A 22,396-nucleotide genomic window follows, 5' to 3' on the forward strand; every position below is an offset into this window, starting at 1 on the left:
TATCAGTCAATAATCTGAACACTGCCGATCCCTGTGGGAGCGAGCTTGCTCGCGATAGCGGCATTACATTCAACATCAATGTTGACTGACCCGACGCTATCGCGAGCAGGCTCGCTCCCACAGGTTTTGCGTCTTACTCTTGAATGACGTCCGCCCCTTTCGGGATGTCGAACTTGAACTTGGACGCCGGAATCGGCTCGTTGGCCTTCACGCCGGTGAACAGGATGTTGGTGCGCTGACCGACGCTGTCGATCATCTGCATGTCATTGACCAGGCCGTTACGGAACGACAGGCGAAGGCTGTCGAACAGAGTGTCCTTGGTTTTCGGCTTCAAGGTGAAGTCGATCACGCCACCGGCTTCCTTGGCGCTGATGTCGAAGCTCTGGCTGATCTTGGACACGTCACCGGACAGCAGCAACGCCGGAGTCTGGGTCAGGCGCTGATCGAGGTTCTTGATGGTGGCTTGCTCCAGGTCCGGATCCCACAACGTCACCTTCTTGCCGTCGGAGACCATCGTTTGTTCGGCCGGCGCGTTGGTGTGCCAGTAAAACAAGCCAGGACGCTGCAAGGACATTTCACCCGCAGTTTCCTGCAACTGGGTGCCGCTGCCGTCGAGGGTCAGCTGGGAGAAACGCGCCGTCAGGGTCTGGGATTTTTCCAGCAATTGGGTCAGGCGCGCCACGTCCTTGTCATCGGCGTGGGCCGAGAGCGTGGTCAAAGCCAAAACCGGCAGCAACAGCATGCGGATAAGACGCATGGGAGTCCTCATAACATTCGTGGGGGTGCGATGGCGCGTCATTACGCCACCGCGTTTCAATCAATTCAGTCGCGTACCGGGCCTGGAGCCAGGACTTCACGCGAACCGTTGGTATTCATGGACGTCACGACACCGGCCATTTCCATGGCTTCGATCATGCGCGCGGCGCGGTTGTAGCCGATTTTCAGCTTGCGCTGAACCGCAGAGATGGACGCACGACGGCTTTCCAGTACGAACTGCACCGCTTCGTCGTAGAGCGCGTCGGATTCACTGTCTTCGTCGCCACCACTGCCGCCTTCAAAGCCACTGCCCGGCTCTTCGACACCGGCGAGAATCTCGTCGTTGTATTCCGGCGCCCCACGCAGTTTCCAGGCCTCGACCACCCGGTGAACCTCGTCATCGGACACGAAGGCACCGTGGACACGAATCGGCAGACTGGTGCCCGGCGGCATGTAAAGCATGTCACCGTGACCCAACAGTTGTTCGGCACCGCCCTGGTCGATGATGGTCCGGGAGTCGATCTTGCTCGACACCTGGAACGCCATACGCGTCGGAATGTTGGCCTTGATCAGACCGGTGATCACATCAACCGACGGCCGCTGGGTCGCGAGGATCAAGTGGATACCGGCCGCACGCGCCTTCTGGGCAATACGGGCGATCAGTTCTTCAACCTTCTTGCCGACGATCATCATCATGTCGGCGAATTCGTCCACCACCACGACAATCGTCGGCAGCTTGGTCAACAGCGGCGCTTCGTCGTGAATGCTTTCGCGCTTGTACAACGGATCGGTCAGCGGCGTACCGGCGTCCTGGGCTTCCTTGACCTTGGCATTGAAGCCCGACAGGTTACGCACGCCCATTTTCGCCATCAGCTTGTAGCGACGCTCCATCTCCGCCACGCTCCAGCGCAGGGCGTTGGCGGCGTCCTTCATGTCGGTCACGACCGGGCACAACAGGTGCGGAATGCCTTCGTAAATCGACAGCTCAAGCATTTTCGGGTCGATCATGATCAGCTTGGCGTCTTCCGGGCCGGACTTGAACAGGATCGACAGGATCATCGCGTTCACGCCCACCGATTTACCGGAACCGGTCGTACCGGCTACCAGCAAGTGAGGCATTTTCGCCAGGTCGGTGATGACCGGCTTGCCACCAATGTCGTGACCCAGGGCCAAAGTAACCGGCGACTTGAAGTTGTCGTACTCGGGGGTCGACAGCACTTCGGAGAAGCGCACGATCTGGCGGTCTTCGTTAGGAATCTCGATACCGACGGTGGTCTTGCCCGGAATTACTTCCACCACGCGCACGCTGGTCACGGCCAGGGAACGTGCCAGGTCTTTCGCCAGGTTGGAGATGCGGCTGACCTTGACACCCGCCGCTGGCTGGATTTCGTAACGGGTAATCACCGGGCCCGGGTGAATCGAATCCACCGAAACTTCGACGCCGAATTCCTTGAGCTTGATTTCCAGCAAGTGGCCAACCGCGGCCAGGGATTCAGGCGAATAATTGAGTTGTTTCTTTTCTGCCGGGTCGAGAATCGAGATCGGCGGCAAGGTGCCTTCGACGGCGCTGTCAACGAACAACGGCGCCTGTTTCTCTTTTTCCACGCGCTTGCTGGGCGCCGCTGGCTTGGGCGGCGCCGGGGCAATCACCGGCGGCACCTGCTTCTCGCGGTCCGACATGTGTTTGCTCAGGGCCTGCTCACGTTCGATCAGGCGCTCCTTGACCTTGGCTTGCTCGCGTTTGTCGGTGACGGTCGGCGCCACCACGTCATGGACGCGGTCGTCGACTTCACGCAACTGCGCAACCAGCTGTTTGCGCTCGACACGGGCGGCCCACCAGCGATTGGCCGCGCCCTGGAACAATTCGAGCAGGTCGAGGGTGATCTTGCCGGTGAGGTCCATCACTTTGAACCACGACAGGTCGGTGAACACTGTCAGGCCAAACAGGAACAACGCGATGAACAACAGCGTACTGCCCTGGATATTCAGGGCGTTCCTGGCCAGGTCGCCGAGGCTTTCGCCTAACGCGCCGCCAGCGCCGGCCGGCAGACCGGTCGCAGCGTGGAAATGGATATGGGCCAGCGCCGCGCCCGAGAGCACCAGAAACACCAGGCCGATCAGGCGCCAGGAGAACAGCCAGCCGCTCCACTCCCACTGCTCGTGGCGTTGACGGAAGATTTGAAAAGCCTTGATTGCCAGCAACAGCGGGAAGATGTAGGCGAAGTAACCCAACACCATGAACAGGATATCGGCGCTGTAGGAGCCGACCGGTCCGCCGAAGTTCTGCACATCGTCGATTTTGCTGTTATGGCTCCAGCCCGGATCGTCCTTGCCGTAGGTCAACAAGGCCATCATCAGGAACAGGCACAAGCCGCCGATGGCGATCAATGCACCTTCCTTGAGTCGGTAGTGCAGTTGCTGGCGCCAGAGCGGAACGACGGCTGGTTTAGGTGCTGCGGTGGATTTCTTCAAAACGCTTCTTTTCCTGCGCCTATGGCGCGTCCATCTGTTGAATGACTATAAAAAACTGCCCAATCCAGGCAGGTAAAAAAGTTAACAGGTGTAACTGGGACTACTTTTAACACTACGCTCCGGTTTTTATAAACACGGCGTGTCGCGCTCATTTTATTACAAACGCTGTTACAGGCAGGCATTGTACGGGTTTGTTCGTCCGATGCCATGCTTGAAACCCAAGGTGTAGCATAGCCAACAGCACATTACGTGCGGTTCAATTTGAGCATGCATTCTCTTTTGTGACAAAGGCTTATGAGGTGTTTTTATGAGCGAAGCGAAGCATTCCCGCCTGATCATTCTGGGTTCCGGCCCTGCCGGTTACAGCGCTGCCGTTTATGCCGCCCGCGCCAACCTCAATCCCGTTGTCATTACCGGCATACAGGCAGGTGGCCAGCTCACCACCACCGTCGAAGTCGACAACTGGCCCGGTGATGTCGAAGGCCTCACCGGCCCGGTGCTGATGGAACGCATGCAAAAACACGCCGAGCGTTTTCACACAGAGATCGTCTACGACCACATCCACACTGCCAAGTTGCAACAGCGCCCGTTCGAACTCATCGGTGACAGCGGCACTTACACCTGTGATGCGCTGATTATCGCCACCGGCGCCTCGGCGCAATACCTGGGGCTGCCATCGGAAGAGACATTTGCCGGCAAAGGGGTGTCGGCCTGCGCGACGTGCGACGGTTTCTTCTACCGCAATCAGGTGGTCGCAGTCGTTGGCGGCGGCAACACGGCAGTTGAAGAAGCGCTGTACCTGTCAAACATCGCCAAGGAAGTTCACCTGATTCACCGCCGCGACAAGTTGCGCTCGGAGAAAATTCTTCAGGACAAGCTCTTCGAAAAAGCCGCCAAAGGCAATATCCGCCTGCACTGGAACCAGAATCTGGATGAAGTGCTGGGCGACGCCAGCGGTGTGACCGGCGCCCGCCTGCGGGACAGCCACAGTGGCGAAACCAGTGAATTGCCGCTAACTGGCGTGTTCATCGCTATTGGCCACAAACCCAACACCGACCTGTTCGAGGGTCAGCTGAAAATGCGTGACGGCTATCTGCTGGTCAAGGGTGGCAGCGAAGGCGATGCTACCAGCACCGAAATCGCAGGCGTGTTTGCCGCCGGTGACGTGGCCGATCACGTTTACCGCCAGGCCGTGACGTCTGCCGGGGCCGGCTGCATGGCTGCGCTGGACGCCGAGAAGTATCTCGACGACATTCCAGTCGTTTGACGGCACACTTCACGGTGGGCCCACCCGCCCACCACCGCCCTCCCCTTCTGCAAGCCCGGATGCCATGCTGACTTGGTTACAACGCAACACCCTGACCTTCCCGCCCCTGGAAAAAGCCATGCGCGATCCCAACGGGCTGTTGGCCGCGGGCGGGGATCTGTCCGCCGATCGTCTGATTCAGGCCTATCGCCACGGCTGTTTTCCGTGGTTCTCGGAAGGCCAGCCGATTCTCTGGTGGTCGCCGGATCCACGCACCGTACTGTTTCCCGACGAACTGCATGTCTCGCGCAGCCTGAACAAATTGCTGCGCCAGCAACGCTATCAAGTGACCTTTGATCAGGATTTTGCCGCGGTCATCGGCGCTTGCGCCGCGCCTCGGGATTACGCCGACGGCACCTGGATCACAGAAGCCATGCAGAACGCCTACCTCGAGCTGCACAGGCGTGGCTACGCCCATTCGGTGGAAGTCTGGGACCAGGGCGAACTGGTCGGCGGGCTCTATGGCCTGGCGATGGGTCAGCTGTTTTTCGGCGAGTCCATGTTCAGCCGCGCCGACAACGCCTCGAAATATGGCTTTGCCACACTGGTCCGACACCTGAAAGACTCAGGCTTTGTGCTGATCGACTGCCAGATGCCGACCGACCATCTGCACAGCCTCGGCGCCCGAGCGATTCCCCGCCGCGAGTTTGCCGACTACCTTGCGCAGCATCTGGACCGGCCCAGCCGCGCCACCTGGGTTTGCTGAGCGACTTTTGCGCCAGTGGCTTACACTTAATTCAAAACCTTATCCCGAGGGTTGATCATGACCGAGTTGGCGCGTTTGAAGTTCTATGCCACTCAGCCCCACTCTTGCAGTTATCTGCCCGAGGAGCAGGCCACGACCCTGTTCCTCGACCCTAGTCAGCCCATGGATGTGCATGTCTATGCAGACCTGTCTGAAATGGGTTTCCGTCGTAGCGGCGATCATCTTTACCGGCCTCATTGCCAGAATTGCAATGCGTGCGTACCGGCGCGCATCCCTGTGGCGCAATTTTCACCCAACCGCCAGCAGAAACGCATCTTCAAACGCAACGTCGACCTGCAGGTGCGCCCTGCCAGGCCGCAATTCAGCGAAGAGTATTTCGACCTTTATCAGCGGTATATCGAACAGCGTCACGCCGATGGCGATATGTACCCGCCGAGTCGCGATCAGTTTGCGACGTTCCTGGTACGTGACCTGCCGTTTTCCCGATTCTACGAATTCCGCCTCGAAGGACGACTGGTGGCGGTGGCCGTCACCGACTTGCTGCCGAACGGTCTGTCGGCGGTCTACACCTTCTACGAGCCCACCGAAGAACGCCGCAGCCTGGGGCGTTACGCGATCCTCTGGCAAATCGCCGAGGCTCAGCGTCTGGGGCTGGAAGCGGTCTATCTGGGCTATTGGATCAAAAACTGCAAAAAGATGAGTTACAAGACTCAATATCGCCCTATCGAACTGCTGATTAATCAGCGCTGGGTCATCCTGAACTAGAGCAAGCCGTAAACCCCTTGGCTTAAACCCCATTTTTCGGGCACAATGCACGCCGCTTTTGCCTGGCGCAGTTGCACCGGGCCATTCATTGGACACCGAGGGCTTTACTGCATGTCGAAAGAAGACAGCTTCGAAATGGAAGGCACTGTCGTCGACACCCTGCCCAACACCATGTTTCGTGTGGAGTTGGAAAATGGGCACGTCGTAACCGCGCATATTTCCGGCAAGATGCGCAAGAACTACATCCGTATTCTTACCGGTGACAAAGTGCGCGTCGAGCTGACGCCCTATGACTTGAGCAAAGGGCGCATCACTTACCGCGCTCGCTAATCAAGTCAATACAAAACGCCCGGTTTATGCCGGGCGTTTTTGTTTGTCTGCGATTTAACAACGCCGAAACCTGCTTGCGTAGGAGCTGCCGAAGGCTGCGATCTTTTGCCTATGACCGGTAACAGCAAGATCAAAAGATCGCAGCCTTCGGCAGCTCCTACAGGGGGATCGGCGTATAATAGACAGACAGCAAAAAGGCGCTTTTCAGCGCCTTTTTGCTTTGTTGCGGTTTAACGTCAGGCCATTTCAGCCGTGGTCTCGAAGTCGAAGGTCAGCTCGCCGTCCTTGAGATCGATGTGAACCACGCCACCATGGTCGGCCAGTTCGCCAAAGAGGATCTCTTCCGCCAGCGGACGCTTGATCTTGTCCTGAATCAAACGCGCCATTGGTCGAGCCCCCATTGCCGTGTCGTAGCCACCCGCTGCCAGCCAGCTGCGCGCCGCGTCCGTCACTTCCAGCTGCACGCGCTTGTCTTCCAGCTGCGCCTGAAGCTCGGTAAGGAACTTGTCCACCACGCTTTTGATGACCTCATGACTGAGGCGACCAAACTGGATAATGGTGTCCAGACGGTTGCGGAACTCTGGCGTGAAGCTCTTCTTGATCACTTCCATCGCATCGGACGAGTGGTCCTGATGGGTGAAACCGATCGAAGCGCGAGCTGCCGTTTCGGCACCGGCGTTGGTCGTCATGATGACGATCACGTTACGGAAGTCCGCCTTGCGCCCGTTGTTATCGGTCAGCGTACCGTGGTCCATCACCTGCAGCAGCAGGTTGAAGACTTCCGGATGCGCCTTCTCGATCTCATCGAGCAACAGCACGCAGTGAGGCTGCTTGGTGATGGCTTCGGTCAGCAGACCGCCCTGGTCGAACCCGACGTAACCTGGAGGCGCACCGATCAGACGCGATACGGTGTGGCGCTCCATGTACTCGGACATGTCGAAACGAACCAGCTCGATCCCCAACGCCTTGGCCAGCTGACGCGCCGCTTCGGTTTTACCGACACCGGTAGGCCCTGCGAACAGGAACGAACCGACGGGCTTGTCAGGCGACTTGAGGCCGGCACGGGACAGTTTGATCGCGGTCGACAGCGAGTCGATTGCGGCATCCTGGCCAAATACCGTCAGCTTCAGGTCACGCTCAAGGTTACGCAGCAGCTCTTTGTCGGAGCTGGTGACGTGCTTAGGCGGAATCCGCGCGATTTTCGCGACGATGTCCTCGACCTGAGGCACTTCGATGCGTTTCACGCGCTTCTCGATTGGCTGCAGACGCTGGTAGGCGCCCGCCTCGTCGATGACGTCGATGGCCTTGTCCGGCATGTGCCGGTCATTGATATAGCGCGAGGCCAGTTCGGCCGCCGCACGCAACGCTTCATCGCTGTATTCGATGTTGTGGTGCGCTTCGAAACGACCTTTCAGGCCGCGCAGGATGCCAATGGTGTCTTCCACCGAAGGTTCCGACACGTCGACCTTCTGGAAGCGCCGGGCCAAAGCACGGTCCTTCTCGAAGATCCCGCGGAACTCCTGGAACGTGGTCGAGCCGATGCAACGGATATCACCCGACGACAGCAGCGGCTTGAGCAGGTTCGAGGCATCCATGACCCCACCGGACGCGGCACCCGCACCGATGATGGTGTGGATCTCGTCGATGAACAGAATCGCCTGCGGACGTTTTTTCAGCTCATTGAGCAACGCCTTGAAGCGTTTCTCGAAATCACCGCGGTATTTGGTCCCGGCCAGCAAGGCCCCCAGATCGAGGGAATACACCACGCTGTTGGCCAGCAGGTCTGGCACCTGATTGTCGACAATGCGTTTGGCCAGGCCTTCGGCAATCGCGGTTTTACCCACGCCCGCTTCGCCCACCAGCAGCGGATTGTTTTTGCGACGACGCGCCAGGATCTGCGCGACGCGCTCAACTTCCAGCTCACGGCCTACCAATGGATCGATTCGACCCTGGCGCGCGAGCTCGTTGAGGTTGCTGGCATAAGCATCCAGAGGATTGCCTGAAGAAGAAGACTCACCGCCCTCGTCGTCCTGCATATCTTGCTCACCTTCAGAGTGATCGCCATGCCCCGGCACTTTGGAAATGCCGTGTGCGATGTAGTTGACGACATCGATACGCGCAACGCTCTGCTGTTTCAGCAGGAACACTGCCTGACTCTCTTGCTCACTGAAGATCGCGACCAGTACGTTGGCGCCAGTCACTTCGCGTTTGCCCGAGCTCTGTACGTGAAAGACAGCACGTTGCAGAACACGCTGGAAGCCCAGGGTTGGCTGGGTCTCACGATCCTCGTCATGAACGGGGATCAATGGCGTGGTGGAGTCGATGAACTCCTGCAAGTCATGCTTGAGTTTGTCGAGGTTTGCGCCGCAGGCACGCAAAACGGTGGCGGCAGCCTCATTGTCCAATAGGGCCAGCAGGAGGTGCTCGACGGTCATGAATTCATGACGCTTCGAACGGGCCTCCTTGAAGGCAAGATTGAGGGTGACTTCGAGCTCGCGGTTTAACATAGCTTCACCTCATACCCAAGTGGTCGGCGATTAACCGTCCTTCTCGATTTCACAGAGTAGCGGATGCTGGCTTTCCCTGGCGTACTGGTTGACCTGCATGGCCTTAGTCTCGGCGATGTCGCGGGTAAACACTCCACATACTGCCCGTCCTTCTGTGTGGACGGCCAGCATGACCTTGGTCGCCAGCTCGCGATTCAGGTTAAAAAACACCTCGAGCACTTCGACGACGAAATCCATCGGTGTGTAGTCATCATTGAACAAAACCACCTTGTACATCGGCGGCGCCTGTAAAGCAGGCTTTGCCTCCTGAACAGCAATGCCTGCGGAATCGTCCTCGTGAGCCCCCGGGTGATCTTTTTGGAGAGCCGGGCGATCCTGATTGAATGTTAGTCGAATCTGGCTGATTGCATGCATGGAAAGAAAGGTTCGTCAGTTGTGCGAATACAGTGGTGGGGGCGACCATCGTCGATTTCAACTCCGACTGCCTGGTCACCTTGACTATCGGCAAAACGGTGTTACAACCAATAGAGCCCACAGTGGGTAAAAAAGGTCCGCTGAGTCAATCTTATTTCCAGGAAATGACTGCGGATGTACTGGATGATACTCCAGTGATGGAGTCTGTTGCAGAGGGATATGAGCATGGCTGTCGGCAAGGTGAAATGGTTCAACAATGCCAAGGGTTTCGGTTTCATTAACACCGAGGCCAGGGAAGGTCGCGACGATGACGGCCATCTTATTGATTTCTTTGCCCACTATTCAGCCATCGAGATGGACGGATACAAGACCCTCAAGGCCGGGCAAATAGTGAGCTTCGAAATCATTCAGGGCCCCAAGGGGCTGCATGCAGTGAAGATCGGGGCTGTCGCCACGGGGAATGATCAAACCGCACCTGTCACTCAGCAAGAAACAGCGTCGAGTTGATAGCACCGGTCATCCAGTCATGAAAAAACCGCCCGAAGGCGGTTTTTTTGTGCCGGTTCGCTTACATGTGCGAAATCAGCGCATCACCAAACGCGGACGAAGACAGCAGTTTCGCGCCTTCCATCAGACGGTGGAAGTCATAGGTCACGGTCTTGGCGGAAATCGCGCCGTTGGTGCCCTTGATGATCAGATCAGCTGCTTCGGTCCAGCCCATGTGACGCAGCATCATCTCTGCGGACAGGATCAGGGAACCCGGGTTGACCTGGTCCTTGCCAGCGTACTTCGGTGCGGTACCGTGGGTCGCTTCGAACATCGCAATGGTGTCAGACAGGTTGGCACCCGGCGCGATACCGATACCGCCCACTTCCGCCGCCAGAGCGTCGGAGAGGTAGTCGCCGTTCAGGTTCAGGGTCGCGATCACATCGTATTCGGCCGGGCGCAGCAGGATCTGCTGGAGCATGGCGTCAGCGATGGCGTCTTTGACGATGACGTTCTTGCCGGTTTTCGGGTTTTTGAACTGCATCCACGGACCGCCATCGAGCAGGGTCGCGCCGAACTCTTCAGCCGCTACTTCGTAGGCCCATTCTTTGAAGGCACCTTCGGTGAACTTCATGATGTTGCCTTTGTGCACGATGGTCAGCGAGTCGCGGTCGTTGTCGACCACATACTGCAGCGCTTTTCGCGCCAGACGCTTGGTGCCTTGCAGCGAAACCGGCTTGATGCCGATACCGCAGTTTTCGTCGAAACGGATCTTGGTGACGCCCATTTCATCTTTAAGGAACTTGATGACCTTGGTCGCTTCCGGCGAACCGGCTTTCCACTCGATACCGGCGTAGATGTCTTCCGAGTTCTCACGGAAGATCGTCATGTCGACGTCGCCTGGCTTCTTGACCGGGCTAGGCACGCCTTCGAACCAACGCACAGGGCGCAGGCAGACATAGAGGTCGAGCTGCTGACGCAGGGCCACGTTCAGGGAACGGATGCCGCCGCCGACCGGGGTGGTCAGAGGGCCCTTGATGGAAACCACGTAATCCTTGACTGCGTCCAGGGTTTCCTGGGGTAGCCAGGTGTCCTGATCGTAAACCTGAGTCGCTTTCTCCCCGGCGTAGACTTCCATCCAGGAAATTTTGCGCTCGCCGCCGTAAGCCTTCTTAACAGCAGCATCGACAACCTTGATCATGACCGGGCTGATATCAACGCCAATACCATCGCCTTCGATGAAGGGGATGATCGGGTTGTTAGGAACATTGAGAGAATGGTCCGCGTTGACGGTGATTTTGTCGCCGACTGCTGGAACCTGAATCTTCTTGTATCCCATGCTGAACTCCATTGTTTGGATTGAACATCTGGCTTCGTTCGAGCGTACCCCAGTTAAATCGGCACGCAAACCCTATGTTCCAACCATCGGCCGCAAAGCTGCACAGTTCGCGACGTACAAGCCTGAAAGCAAAGGGAAAAGCGCCAAACTCAAGCACGGTGCAAGACTCTACGCCCCACTCGCCCCTGCGACCTTTAGACCAATGGACGACAATCGTTGCATATGAACCATCGGCAGATTGCCAGCTTCCTATGTATAATGCCGCCCGCTGACCACAGAGTCACGACGGCCGATCTCTCTACTACGAGACTTTGAGCCCGAAAAAGCAGGGCTGTTACCGCAGTCCACCCGCTTGACGCTCGACTGATGCACCCAACATCACCGCGCACAAATCTCGACATTCGGCTCATGGATGACTTTGAACGAACGCGCTTACCCGGCGCCCCTCGAGTTTTTCTGCGCACGCTTTAGCAAAGAAGAGAGAGTTAATCCGAATATGCCCACCCGCTCGAAGATCATCTATACCTTCACCGACGAAGCTCCCGCCCTCGCCACTTATTCACTGTTGCCTATCGTAGAGGCCTTCACCGCCTCCGCTGATATCGCCGTGGAAACCCGCGATATCTCTCTTGCAGGGCGCATCCTGGCCAGCTTCCCCGAGCAACTGGGTGACAAAGCCGTAGCCGACCACCTCGCTGAACTGGGCGACCTGGCCGTTACGCCTGAAGCCAACATCATCAAGCTGCCGAACATCAGCGCCTCGGTTCCGCAACTGCAAGCCGCGATCAAGGAACTGCAAGCCCAGGGCTTCGCACTGCCTGACTACCCGGAAACCGTGACCAGCGACGCCGACAAGCTCGCCAAGTCACGTTACGACAAGATCAAGGGCAGCGCCGTGAACCCGGTTCTGCGCGAAGGCAACTCCGATCGCCGTGCACCGCTGTCGGTCAAGAACTACGCACGCAAGCACCCGCACAAAATGGGCGCCTGGGCTGCGGACTCCAAGTCCCACGTCGCGCACATGAGCACCGGCGATTTCTACGGCAGCGAAAAAGCTGCCCTGATCGACGCCGCTGACGCCGTCAAAATCGAACTGATCGCTCAAGACGGCACCACCACCGTCCTGAAAGAAAAAACCACCGTGCAAGCCGGTGAGATCCTCGATTGCGCGGTACTGAGCAAAAACGCCCTGCGCAGCTTCATCGCTGCCGAGATCGAAGACGCCAAGCAAAAAGGCGTGCTGCTGTCGGTCCACTTGAAAGCCACCATGATGAAGGTCTCCGACCCGATCATGTTCGGCCAGATCGTTGCCGAGTTCTATAAAGACGCACTGGCCAAGCACGCTGACGTGCTGGCGCAGATCGGCTTCAACCTGAACAACGGCATCGGCGACCTGTACGCTCGCATCAAAGCCCTGCCGGCCGAGCAACAAGCGCAGATCGAAGCGGACATCCAGGCGGTCTACGCCGCTCGTCCGTCGTTGGCCATGGTCAACTCCGACAAAGGCATCACCAACCTGCACGTGCCGAGCGACGTTATCGTCGACGCCTCGATGCCGGCGATGATCCGTGACTCCGGCAAGATGTGGGGCACCGACGGCCAGCTGCACGACACCAAGGCTGTGATCCCGGATCGCTGCTACGCCACCATCTACCAGGCGGTGATCGAAGACTGCAAGCTGCACGGCGCTTTCGACCCAACCACCATGGGCAGCGTGCCAAACGTTGGCCTGATGGCAAAAAAAGCCGAAGAGTACGGTTCGCACGACAAGACTTTCCAGATCAAGGCAAACGGCGTGGTTCGGGTTTCCGATGGCGCTGGCCGCACCTTGCTGGAGCAGTCGGTTGAAGCCGGCGACATCTTCCGCATGTGCCAGACCAAAGACGCGCCGATCCAGGACTGGGTCAAACTGGCCGTCAACCGTGCTCGCGCCAGCAGCACTCCAGCGATTTTCTGGCTGGACCCAATGCGCGCCCACGACGGCGTAGTGATCGAGAAAGTTCAGGCTTACCTGAAGGATCACGACACCTCCGGCCTGGACATCCGCATCATGTCGCCAGTCGACGCGATGGCCTTCACCCTGGGTCGCACTCGCGAAGGCAAGGACACCATCTCGGTGACCGGCAACGTACTGCGCGACTACCTGACTGACCTGTTCCCGATCATGGAACTGGGCACCAGCGCCAAGATGCTGTCGATCGTGCCGCTGATGAATGGCGGTGGTCTGTTCGAAACCGGCGCTGGCGGTTCGGCACCGAAGCACGTTCAGCAACTGCTGGAAGAAAACTTCCTGCGCTGGGATTCCCTGGGCGAGTTCCTGGCCCTGGCCGCCTCCCTTGAGCATCTGGGTGTTACTTACAACAACCCTAAAGCGCTGGTGCTGGCCAAGACCCTGGATCAGGCCACCGGCCAGTTCCTGGACAACAACAAGTCGCCATCGCGCAAAGTCGGCAACATCGACAACCGCGGCAGCCACTTCTATCTGGCGCTGTACTGGGCTCAGGCCCTGGCCGCCCAGACCGAAGACACTGCACTGCAAGCGCAGTTTGGCCAGCTTGCAAAAAGCTTGACCGAGAACGAAGCAACCATCGTTGCCGAGCTCAACGCCGTTCAGGGCAAGCCAGTGGACATCGGCGGTTACTACCACGCCAATGCCGAGCTGATCAGCAAGGCCATGCGCCCGAGCAACACCTTCAACGCCGCGATCGCTGCGCTGGTTTAAGGTTGTAAGGATGCAAAGAAGCCCCGGCCCTGCGCCGGGGTTTCTGTTTGTGGCATTCACACAAATTTATCTGCCTGACCCGGCCCTTGTGGGAGCGAGCCGGCTCGCGAATGCGGTATATCCTTCAATCCTGTATTGACTGACCTACCGCTTTCGCGAGCAGGCTCGCTCCCACATTGATCTTTGTTCCAACATAAAAAATCGAGGAAGTCTCATGGATTGGCTACCCCACATCACCGTCGCGACCATCGTCGAAGACAACGGCCGCTTCCTGATGGTCGAAGAATCCAAGGGCGGACGAACGGTGCTCAACCAGCCCGCCGGTCACCTCGACCCGGACGAAACCCTGATCGAAGCCGCTGTACGCGAAACCCTCGAAGAAACCGGCTGGGACGTCGAGCCGACCGGCGTGGTGGGCATTTACCTCTACACCGCTCCGAGCAACGGCGTGACTTATCAGCGGGTCTGCTTCACTGCAAAACCGCTCAAACATCACCCCGACTATCAGCTGGACGACGGCATCGTCGGCGCAAAATGGCTGACGCGTGACGAACTCATGGCACAGCGCGCAAACTGGCGCAGTGAGCTGATCATCCGCTGTATCGATGATTATCTGGACGGCCAACACTTCGGTCTCGAACTGATCCGCCCTTCTCTTTAGCCTTGCGGGCTTCAGCCTGTTAGAATCGCGTCCTTTTTAAAGACACTCATTGAATCCCTATGCGTGATCCAGCCCCTTCTGACACACAAAAGAAGCGCGTCATTGTCGGCATGTCCGGCGGCGTGGACTCTTCCGTTTCCGCTCTCCTGCTGATCGAGCAGGGTTATGAGGTGGAAGGCCTGTTCATGAAGAACTGGGAAGAAGACGATGGAACGGAATACTGCACCGCCATGGATGACCTGGCGGACGCTCAGGCCGTGTGCGACAAAATTGGCATCAAGCTGCACACCGCCAACTTCGCCGCCGAGTACTGGGACAACGTGTTCGAGCACTTCCTGGCCGAATACAAGGCCGGTCGCACGCCGAACCCGGACATCCTGTGTAACCGCGAGATCAAGTTCAAGGCGTTCCTCGACTACGCCATGATGCTCGGCGCCGACCTGATCGCCACCGGCCACTACGTGCGCCGTCGCGACATCAATGGCCGCACCGAGCTGCTCAAGGGCCTGGACCCGAACAAGGACCAGAGTTACTTCCTGCACGCCGTCGGTGGTGAACAGATCGCCAAGACCCTGTTCCCGGTCGGCGAGCTGGAAAAACCCGAAGTGCGCGCGATTGCCGAGAAACACGAACTGGCCACCGCGAAGAAAAAGGATTCCACCGGAATCTGCTTTATCGGCGAACGCCGCTTCAGCGACTTCCTCAAACAATACCTGCCAGCCCAGCCCGGCGAGATCAAGACCACCGAAGGTGAAGTCATCGGCCGTCACCACGGCTTGATGTATCACACCATCGGCCAGCGTCAGGGCCTGGGCATTGGCGGCTTGAAAGACGCCAGCGACGAGCCGTGGTACGTGCTGATCAAAGACCTGGAGCACAACGAATTGATCGTTGGCCAGGGCAATGACCACCCGTACCTGTTCTCCCGCGCCCTGCTCGCCTCGGACATCTATTGGGTCAACCCGATCGACTTGACCGAGCCGCGCAAACTGACGGCCAAAGTCCGTTATCGCCAGAGCGATCAACCCTGCACGCTGGAAAAGACCGCCAACGGCTACCGCGCGACCTTCGATGACCCGCAACGCGCGGTCACCCCAGGCCAGTCCGTGGTGTTCTATGACGGCGAAATCTGCCTCGGTGGCGGCGTGATCGAAGTCGCAGAGCCGTGGACCAGCAAAGGCACTCCTCAAGGCGAGCAGCAATGAGCCCGACTCAGGAGCAACTGACGGCTCTGGGCGGCGTGTTTCTCGCCGCCGTGCTGGTCGACAAGATCGCCAAGACCGGCCAGACCGCCGAAGCCGGCCTGACGTGCATGCTCGGTAGCCTGCTGATTCGCGACCCCAAAGACACCCTGGAAGTCTACGGCGGCGACGACATCAATCTGCGTGAAGGTTACCGCGCATTGATCGGCGCCCTGGAACGCGACCCGAGCACCCTTCAGCGCGAACCACTGCGCTATGCGCTGGCAATGCTCGGCCTGGAGCGTCAGCTGGCCAAGCGCAACGACATGCTAGACGTGATCGGCAAGCGTTTGCCGCAGATTCAATCCCAGGTCGAGCACTTCGGCCCGGCTCACGAAAACGTCATTGCTGCCTGCGGTGCGCTGTACCAGGACACCCTGAGCACCTTGCGCCAACGGATTCAGGTCCATGGCGACATGCGCAACCTGCAGCAACCGAGCAACGCTTCGAAAATCCGCGCCCTGTTGCTGGCCGGGATTCGATCGGCGCGCCTGTGGCGGCAGTTGGGCGGTCATCGCTGGCAGCTGGTGATCAGCCGCCGCAAGTTGCTCAAAGAGCTTTACCCGCTGATGCGCAGCAGCTGAACCGCGCCCGCAAGACCTTTTGTAATTTGTAACGCGTAAGACGCTGGTCAGTTGGCAACGGACCGGCGGATTTTTTCATGTATGATACGCGCCCCATTTCGTTGCCCGACTGTCCGAGAACACCCCATGCAGCTTTCTTCGCTCACTGCGGTTTCCCCTGTTGACGGCCGCTACGCCGGCAAAACCCAGGCCCTGCGCCCAATTTTCAGCGAATACGGCCTGATCCGTGCTCGCGTTCTGGTTGAAGTGCGCTGGCTCCAGCGCCTGGCCGCTCACCCTGGCATCAGCGAAGTGCCGGCGTTCTCCGCCGAAGCCAACGCTGTGCTGAACACCCTGGCGGAAAATTTCGCTCTGGAGCACGCCGAGCGTGTCAAAGAGATCGAGCGCACCACCAACCACGACGTCAAAGCCATTGAGTACCTGCTCAAAGAGCAAGCGGCCAAGCTGCCGGAACTGGCTGCTGTCAGCGAATTCATCCACTTTGCCTGCACCAGCGAGGACATCAACAACCTGTCCCACGCCCTGATGCTGCGTGAAGGCCGTGATGACGTGATGCTGCCGCTGATGCGCCAGACTGCCGAAGCCATCCGCGAACTGGCCATCCGTTTCGCTGACGTGCCGATGCTGTCGCGCACCCACGGTCAACCGGCCTCGCCGACCACCCTGGGCAAAGAGCTGGCGAACGTGGTTTACCGTCTGGAGCGTCAAATCGCTCAAGTCGCTGCCGTTCCGCTGCTGGGCAAGATCAACGGCGCTGTCGGCAACTACAACGCTCACCTGTCGGCCTACCCTGAGATCGATTGGGAAGAGAACGCCCGCGCCTTCATCGAAGACGAGCTGGGCCTGGGCTTCAACCCGTACACCACGCAGATCGAACCGCACGACTACATCGCCGAGCTGTTCGACGCGATCGCGCGCTTCAACACCATCCTGATCGACTTCGACCGCGACATCTGGGGCTACATTTCCCTGGGCTATTTCAAACAGCGCACCATCGCGGGCGAAATCGGTTCGTCGACCATGCCGCACAAGGTCAACCCGATCGACTTCGAGAACTCCGAAGGCAACCTGGGCATCGCCAACGCACTGTTCCAGCACCTGGCGAGCAAGCTGCCGATCTCCCGCTGGCAGCGTGACCTGACCGACTCCACCGTTCTGCGCAACCTCGGTGTCGGCTTCGCCCACAGCGTGATCGCGTACGAAGCCAGCCTCAAAGGCATCAGCAAACTGGAGCTCAACGCTCAGAAGATTGCTGCTGACCTGGACGCGTGCTGGGAAGTATTGGCCGAGCCAATCCAAACCGTGATGCGTCGCTACAACATCGAAAACCCGTACGAAAAACTGAAAGAGTTGACCCGTGGCAAGGGCATCAGCCCTGAAGCACTGCAAACTTTCATCGACGGCCTGGACATGCCAGCCTCGGCCAAGGCCGAGCTGAAACTGCTCACCCCGGCGAACTACATTGGTAACGCTGTAGAGCAAGCCAAACGCATCTGATCGACCGCTTTACCCTTTTGAGACGCCCGGCAGCGCCGGGCGTTTTTATTCCCGTCTGAAAAGTACTTTTTTTCAATAGGTTACACATGAATCCTGACATTCCTCTTCAACTTCTGGGCGGCATCACGGCGCGCGAATTCCTGCGCGACTACTGGCAGAAAAAACCCCTGCTGATCCGTCAGGCGATTCCTGAATTCGAAAGCCCGATCGACGCCGACGAACTGGCCGGCCTGGCGCTGGAAGAAGAAGTTGAATCGCGCCTGGTGATCGAGCACGGCGAGCGCCCTTGGGAACTGCGCCGCGGCCCATTCGCCGAAGACGAATTCAGCAAATTGCCGGAACGCGACTGGACCCTGCTGGTTCAAGCCGTCGACCAATTCGTGCCGGAAGTTGCCGAGTTGCTGGAAAACTTCCGCTTCCTGCCGAGCTGGCGTGTCGACGATGTGATGATCAGCTTCGCCGCCCCGGGTGGCAGTGTCGGTCCGCACTTCGACAACTACGACGTGTTCCTGCTGCAAGGTCACGGCAAGCGCAACTGGAAAATCGGCCAGATGTGCGACTCCGAGAGCAAGCTGCTGCAACACGCCGACCTGCGCATCCTTGCCGACTTCGAAGCGACCGACGAATGGGTTCTGGAACCGGGCGACATGCTCTACCTGCCGCCGCGCCTGGCCCACTGCGGCGTTGCCGTTGATGACTGCCTGACTTACTCGGTCGGTTTCCGTGCGCCGAGCGCCGCTGAAGTGCTGACTCACTTCACCGACTTCCTCAGCCAGTTCCTGCCGGACGAAGAACGCTACACCGACGCCGACGCTCTGCCTGCTGTCGATCCGCATCAGATCCAGCACGACGCTCTTGATCGCTTGAAAGGCCTGCTGGCCGAACACATGAGCGACGAGCGCCTGCTGCTGACCTGGTTTGGCCAGTTCATGACCGAACCGCGCTATCCAGAACTGGTGGCTGGCCCGGAAGAAATGGAAGAAGAAGACCTGCTCGCCAGTCTTGAGCAAGGCGCGGTATTGATCCGCAACCCGAGCGCCCGCATGGCCTGGTCTGAAGTGGATGACGACCTGCTGCTGTTCGCCAGCGGTCAGAGCCGTTACCTGCCGGGCAAACTGCGCGAGCTGCTGAAAATGATCTGCGCCGCCGACGCCTTGCACACCGATAACCTTGGCGACTGGTTGAGCGACGAAGACGGCCGCGGCCTGCTGTGTGAACTGGTCAAGCAAGGCAGCCTGGGGTTTGCTGATGAATAAAATTCACGTACGTGTCGCAGACTGGCAAAAGGACAACGCCGAGATTCGGCGCATTCGTGAGACGGTGTTCATCGCCGAGCAATCTGTTCCACCTGAACTGGAATGGGATGCTGATGACGCAACGGCGGTGCATTTTCTGGCCTTTGAAGGCGACTTTCCGATTGGCACCGCTCGCTTGCTGCCCGACGGCCACGTCGGCCGGGTGTCGGTGCTGAAAGACTGGCGCGGCTTGAAAGTCGGCGATGCGCTGATGCAAGCAGTGATCGGTGAAGCCGAAAAGCGCGGACTGAAGCAGCAGATGCTGAGCGCACAGGTACAGGCCACGGCGTTCTATGAGCGCCTGGGCTTCAGCCTGGTCAGTGAAGAATTCCTGGAAGCAGGCATTCCGCATGTGGACATGGTGCGTCATTCGGCTTAATACCGAGTCGCACCCTTCGCGAGCAGGCTCGCTCCCACAAGGATTGCGCTGAACCTGTGGGAGCGAGCCTGCTCGCGAAGAGGCCCTGAAGAACACCACAAACGCCCCGCCATCTTCGGATGCCGGGGCGTTTTGCTGTCTACGATTCAACTTGCCCCACGCCGGGCCGACAAACTGGCAATATCAACACTTCAAGATGTCGGAGATAACGGATATGTCCCTACGCACCCTGCTCACCACGCTGCTGCTGACCTGCAGTTTTTCGGTCATGGCCGCCACCGAGATCGTGCCCTTGAACTACCACACCAGTGCCGACATGCTGCCGATGGCCCAGGATTTTATCGGCAAGGACGGCCAGGTCAGCGCCTACGGCAACCAGCTAATTGTCAATGCCGATCAGCGCAAGATCGACGAACTTAAAGCCCTTATCGTCCAACTCGACACCCAACCCAAGCGCCTGCTGATTACTGTCGACACCAACGAAAACAACTTCCAGGGCGATCAGGGTTACTCGGTAAATGGCGCCAAACCGAGCCAGACTCGCATCATCAATCGCAGCACCGACAGCCGTGACGGCGGGATTCAGCAGATTCAGGCCAGCGAAGGCGCACCGGCACTGATCCAGGTCGGCCAGAGCGTTCCGCTCACCAGCACTCAGACCGATTCCTACGGCGATCTGCGCAGCCAGACCGAATACCGCAACGTCACCCAGGGTTTCTACGTCACCGCCAGCGTCACCGGCGACATCGTTCACCTGGCGATCAGCACCAATCGTGACCGCATGAGCCAGGAACGTCCCGATGTAGTGAATGTGCAAAGTACCGACACAACTGTCACGGGACGACTGGGTGAATGGATCACCCTGGCCGGCGTGAACCGCCAGACTCAGGCCGACAAACAGGGCCAGACCCGCAGCTACTCGACTCAGGGCCGAGATGACATGACCCTGCGGGTGAAAGTCGATACTTTGGACTAAACCACCGAAAACTGACTGATTAGTCGTATTAGACCAAAGATGTAGTGCCATAAAAAAAGCACTACAAAACGTTTGACGATACAAAAAAGCAAAGGCATGATGGCCTCGCTCCCGCTAATCAGGGGCCCTGGCAAGGGCCTTCGAGGCGACGCTCGCAACTACCCCGCGAGCCGCTTCGTGTCTGTACCGCCCACAAGGTGTGTTTGACGAGGTTGCCGACTGGAACGAAGTTGTCCCGAGGGACGGAAGCGTAATTAGGTAACCCGGCTCCACACTGAAGTTCGCACCAAGGCCCACGACGCCCGAATGCGCTCGCCAGTTCGCCCTTACCTGCTCACTTCCCCTCGAGCCCATCGTTCATCCCGTCGCCATCCCCGCCGAATCCGACTTGACCACCTAAGCTTCTGGTCAGCGAGCAGCCTTTTACGCCCCCCTTTGAAAGGCGTACTTGGCACGCAGGAATTGTCCACCCAGAACCACTTTCGATTAAAGACGCGACGAGGTTTATCCCCATGGCACTGACACGCGAACAGCAAATTGCAGCCCTCGAAAAAGATTGGGCTGAAAACCCACGCTGGAAAGGCGTGACACGCGCTTACTCCGCTGCTGACGTCGTCCGCCTGCGTGGCTCGGTTCAACCTGAGCACACCTTTGCAAAATTGGGCGCCGAGAAGCTTTGGAACCTGGTGACCCAGGGCGCCAAGCCGTCCTTCCGTCCTGAGAAAGATTTCGTAAACTGCATGGGCGCCCTGACCGGCGGCCAGGCTGTACAACAAGTTAAAGCCGGTATCCAGGCGATCTACCTGTCGGGCTGGCAAGTCGCTGCGGACAACAACTCCGCCGAATCGATGTACCCGGACCAGTCGCTGTACCCGGTGGATTCGGTTCCAACCGTGGTCAAGCGCATCAACAACTCGTTCCGTCGTGCTGACCAGATCCAGTGGAAAGCCGGTAAAGGCCCGGGCGACGAAGGCTACATCGACTACTTCGCTCCAATCGTGGCGGACGCTGAGGCGGGTTTCGGCGGCGTACTGAACGCTTACGAGCTGATGAAGAGCATGATCGAAGCAGGCGCCGCCGGCGTTCACTTCGAAGACCAACTGGCTTCCGTGAAAAAATGCGGCCACATGGGCGGCAAGGTACTGGTTCCTACCCAGGAAGCTGTACAGAAGCTGACCGCTGCTCGCCTGGCGGCTGACGTTGCCGGTACTCCGACCATCATCCTGGCTCGTACCGACGCTAACGCGGCTGACCTGCTGACCTCCGACTGCGACCCGTACGACCAGCCTTTCGTGACTGGCGAACGTACCCAGGAAGGCTTCTACAAAGTGCGCGCCGGTCTCGACCAGGCCATCGCTCGCGGCCTGGCTTACGCTCCGTACGCCGACCTGATCTGGTGCGAAACTGCCAAGCCGGATTTGGACGAAGCTCGTCGCTTCGCCGAAGCGATCAAAAAGGAATACCCGGACCAACTGCTGTCGTACAACTGCTCGCCTTCCTTCAACTGGAAGAAAAACCTGGACGACGCGACCATCGCCAAGTTCCAGCGCGAACTGTCTGCCATGGGCTACAAGCACCAGTTCATCACCCTGGCCGGCATTCACAACATGTGGCACAGCATGTTCAACCTGGCGCACGACTACGCCCGCAACGACATGACTGCCTACGTGAAGCTGCAAGAGCAAGAGTTCGCTGACGCCGCCAAGGGTTACACCTTTGTGGCTCACCAGCAGGAAGTGGGCACCGGCTACTTCGACGACATGACCACTGTGATTCAAGGTGGCTCGTCTTCGGTAACCGCGCTGACCGGTTCGACTGAAGAAGAACAGTTCCACTGATCCGATTCGCCTGAGCAAACGGCCGTTGCGGACCGAATAGAAAGCTAACCGCAACGCCGCACATCTGACGCCCCGACTGGTTCGGGGCGTTTTTTTTGCCTGCGATTTCACACGCTCACTCT

At 58.6% G+C, this 22,396-nt stretch carries 19 protein-coding genes; 14 read left to right on the plus strand and 5 right to left on the minus strand.

Going from position 1 to position 22,396, the window contains the following annotated elements:
- Positions 1–133: 133 nt before the first annotated feature.
- Together lolA and EAH74_RS17280 are read right to left on the minus strand one after the other, a co-directional pair.
- Positions 134–757 carry an outer membrane lipoprotein chaperone LolA gene (gene lolA, locus EAH74_RS17275; protein WP_008154853.1) on the minus strand — a complete coding sequence of 208 codons (624 nt, stop codon included), beginning with the start codon at positions 755–757 and terminating at the stop codon, positions 134–136.
- A 65-nt stretch (positions 758–822) separates the two neighbouring features.
- Positions 823–3,228 carry a DNA translocase FtsK gene (locus tag EAH74_RS17280; RefSeq protein WP_140680021.1) on the minus strand — a complete coding sequence of 802 codons (2,406 nt, stop codon included), beginning with the start codon at positions 3,226–3,228 and terminating at the stop codon, positions 823–825.
- 307 nt (positions 3,229–3,535) lie between these two features.
- On the opposite strand from EAH74_RS17280, the gene trxB reads away from it, so the two are divergent.
- The 4 genes from trxB (at position 3,536) to infA (ending at position 6,335) form a co-directional block, all read left to right on the plus strand.
- Entirely contained in the window at positions 3,536–4,495 is a 960-nt protein-coding gene (trxB, locus tag EAH74_RS17285; RefSeq protein ID WP_140680023.1) for a thioredoxin-disulfide reductase, read from the plus strand.
- A 64-nt stretch (positions 4,496–4,559) separates the two neighbouring features.
- A complete protein-coding gene (gene aat, locus EAH74_RS17290; protein ID WP_140680025.1) occupies positions 4,560–5,240 on the plus strand; it encodes a leucyl/phenylalanyl-tRNA--protein transferase in 681 nt (226 codons plus the stop codon).
- Between the two features lie 57 nt (positions 5,241–5,297).
- On the plus strand, positions 5,298–6,005 hold the full coding sequence (locus EAH74_RS17295; RefSeq protein ID WP_008154860.1) for an arginyltransferase: 708 nt from the start codon (positions 5,298–5,300) through the stop codon (positions 6,003–6,005).
- A gap of 111 nt (positions 6,006–6,116) precedes the next feature.
- On the plus strand, positions 6,117–6,335 hold the full coding sequence (gene infA / locus EAH74_RS17300; RefSeq protein ID WP_002553999.1) for a translation initiation factor IF-1: 219 nt from the start codon (positions 6,117–6,119) through the stop codon (positions 6,333–6,335).
- A 236-nt stretch (positions 6,336–6,571) separates the two neighbouring features.
- Here infA and clpA read toward each other — a convergent pair whose 3' ends face one another.
- Together clpA and clpS are read right to left on the minus strand one after the other, a co-directional pair.
- The gene (gene clpA, locus EAH74_RS17305; RefSeq protein ID WP_095129000.1) at positions 6,572–8,842 is read right to left on the minus strand and encodes an ATP-dependent Clp protease ATP-binding subunit ClpA; all 2,271 of its coding nucleotides are present in this window, start codon (positions 8,840–8,842) and stop codon (positions 6,572–6,574) included.
- A 30-nt stretch (positions 8,843–8,872) separates the two neighbouring features.
- A complete protein-coding gene (clpS, locus tag EAH74_RS17310; protein WP_140680026.1) occupies positions 8,873–9,256 on the minus strand; it encodes an ATP-dependent Clp protease adapter ClpS in 384 nt (127 codons plus the stop codon).
- Positions 9,257–9,481: 225 nt separating this feature from the next.
- Here clpS and EAH74_RS17315 point away from each other — a divergent pair, with 225 nt between their 5' ends.
- On the plus strand, positions 9,482–9,763 hold the full coding sequence (locus tag EAH74_RS17315; protein WP_140680028.1) for a cold shock domain-containing protein: 282 nt from the start codon (positions 9,482–9,484) through the stop codon (positions 9,761–9,763).
- Between the two features lie 61 nt (positions 9,764–9,824).
- Here the strand turns inward: EAH74_RS17315 and icd are convergent, their stop codons facing one another.
- A complete protein-coding gene (gene icd / locus EAH74_RS17320) occupies positions 9,825–11,081 on the minus strand; it encodes an NADP-dependent isocitrate dehydrogenase (RefSeq protein ID WP_010458895.1) in 1,257 nt (418 codons plus the stop codon).
- A 496-nt stretch (positions 11,082–11,577) separates the two neighbouring features.
- Here icd and EAH74_RS17330 point away from each other — a divergent pair, with 496 nt between their 5' ends.
- The 9 genes from EAH74_RS17330 to aceA all read left to right on the plus strand — a co-directional run bounded on the left by EAH74_RS17330 (position 11,578) and on the right by aceA (position 22,274).
- The gene (locus tag EAH74_RS17330; RefSeq protein ID WP_140680031.1) at positions 11,578–13,803 is read left to right on the plus strand and encodes an NADP-dependent isocitrate dehydrogenase; all 2,226 of its coding nucleotides are present in this window, start codon (positions 11,578–11,580) and stop codon (positions 13,801–13,803) included.
- A gap of 214 nt (positions 13,804–14,017) precedes the next feature.
- Positions 14,018–14,464 carry an NUDIX hydrolase gene (locus EAH74_RS17335; protein WP_140680032.1) on the plus strand — a complete coding sequence of 149 codons (447 nt, stop codon included), beginning with the start codon at positions 14,018–14,020 and terminating at the stop codon, positions 14,462–14,464.
- 59 nt (positions 14,465–14,523) lie between these two features.
- Positions 14,524–15,669: a tRNA 2-thiouridine(34) synthase MnmA gene (gene mnmA / locus EAH74_RS17340; RefSeq protein ID WP_140680034.1), complete on the plus strand. Its 1,146-nt coding sequence runs from the start codon at positions 14,524–14,526 to the stop codon at positions 15,667–15,669.
- Positions 15,666–16,289: a high frequency lysogenization protein HflD gene (gene hflD, locus EAH74_RS17345; protein WP_033057057.1), complete on the plus strand. Its 624-nt coding sequence runs from the start codon at positions 15,666–15,668 to the stop codon at positions 16,287–16,289. Before mnmA ends, hflD begins: the two co-directional genes overlap by 4 nt.
- A gap of 126 nt (positions 16,290–16,415) precedes the next feature.
- The gene (gene purB, locus EAH74_RS17350) at positions 16,416–17,786 is read left to right on the plus strand and encodes an adenylosuccinate lyase (protein ID WP_140680036.1); all 1,371 of its coding nucleotides are present in this window, start codon (positions 16,416–16,418) and stop codon (positions 17,784–17,786) included.
- A gap of 86 nt (positions 17,787–17,872) precedes the next feature.
- Positions 17,873–19,042: a cupin domain-containing protein gene (locus EAH74_RS17355; protein ID WP_140680038.1), complete on the plus strand. Its 1,170-nt coding sequence runs from the start codon at positions 17,873–17,875 to the stop codon at positions 19,040–19,042.
- Positions 19,035–19,460: a GNAT family N-acetyltransferase gene (locus tag EAH74_RS17360; protein ID WP_017339601.1), complete on the plus strand. Its 426-nt coding sequence runs from the start codon at positions 19,035–19,037 to the stop codon at positions 19,458–19,460. Before EAH74_RS17355 ends, EAH74_RS17360 begins: the two co-directional genes overlap by 8 nt.
- Before the next feature lie 214 nt (positions 19,461–19,674).
- Complete coding sequence (locus EAH74_RS17365; protein ID WP_140680039.1) at positions 19,675–20,436, plus strand: secretin N-terminal domain-containing protein; 762 nt, start codon at positions 19,675–19,677, stop codon at positions 20,434–20,436.
- Positions 20,437–20,948: 512 nt separating this feature from the next.
- The gene (gene aceA / locus EAH74_RS17370; protein ID WP_008032724.1) at positions 20,949–22,274 is read left to right on the plus strand and encodes an isocitrate lyase; all 1,326 of its coding nucleotides are present in this window, start codon (positions 20,949–20,951) and stop codon (positions 22,272–22,274) included.
- The last annotated feature ends 122 nt before the right edge of the window (positions 22,275–22,396 follow it).

The organism is Pseudomonas mandelii (assembly GCF_006438925.1).
In the GTDB taxonomy this organism is placed as follows: Bacteria; Pseudomonadota; Gammaproteobacteria; order Pseudomonadales; family Pseudomonadaceae; genus Aquipseudomonas; species Aquipseudomonas mandelii_C.